Source organism: Rhodopseudomonas sp. BR0C11 (assembly GCF_010820945.1).
GTDB lineage: Bacteria > Pseudomonadota > Alphaproteobacteria > Rhizobiales > Xanthobacteraceae > Rhodopseudomonas > Rhodopseudomonas palustris_H.
In genome coordinates, this window is sequence record NZ_QTKI01000796.1 from 1 (window position 1) to 647 (window position 647).

The window sequence follows — 647 nt, forward strand, 5'->3', positions numbered from 1 at the left end:
GGAGCTCGAACGCCTGGTGATGCTGACCGCCGACGCGCTGGCGGCGGGCGGCGGCAAGCTACCGGTGTATCTCGGGCTGTCCGGCAGCGACACGCGCAAGCTGGTGCAGACCCTGGCGCGGACTGCGCACTGGCCGACCGACGGCGTGCTGATCGCCTGCCCGTACTACACCCGTCCGTCGCAGCAGGGACTAGTGCTGCATTTCGAAGCCGCGTCCGACGCTACCGCGCGGCCGATCCTGATCTACAACATTCCGTATCGCACCGGCGTCAATCTGCAGAACGAGGCGATGCTGCGGCTCGCCGAGCGCCCCAACATCGTCGGCGTCAAGGATTGCTGCGCCGATCCCGCGCAAACCGCCGAGCTGTTGCGGCTGCGGCCGTCGGGCTTTGCGGTGCTCACCGGCGAGGATGCGCTGGCTTTCGATGCGCTGAGCCGCGGCTGCGACGGCGCGATCCTGGCTTCGGCGCATCTGGAGACCGAGGCGTTCGCCGCGATGATGGATCGGCTGCAGGCCGGCGATCAGCTCGGCGGGACGGCCGAATGGCAACGCCTTGCAGACCTGCCGAAGCTGCTATTTGCTGAGCCGTCCCCGGCGCCGGTGAAATATGCGCTGTGGCGGCGCGGGCTGATCGACAGCCCGGAGG

General features: G+C 68.8%; 1 protein-coding gene. It reads left to right on the forward strand.

Annotated elements, in window-relative coordinates:
- A partial coding sequence (locus DYI24_RS27440) for a dihydrodipicolinate synthase family protein (protein ID WP_164574549.1) occupies positions 1 to 647 on the forward strand: 647 nt, incomplete at both ends.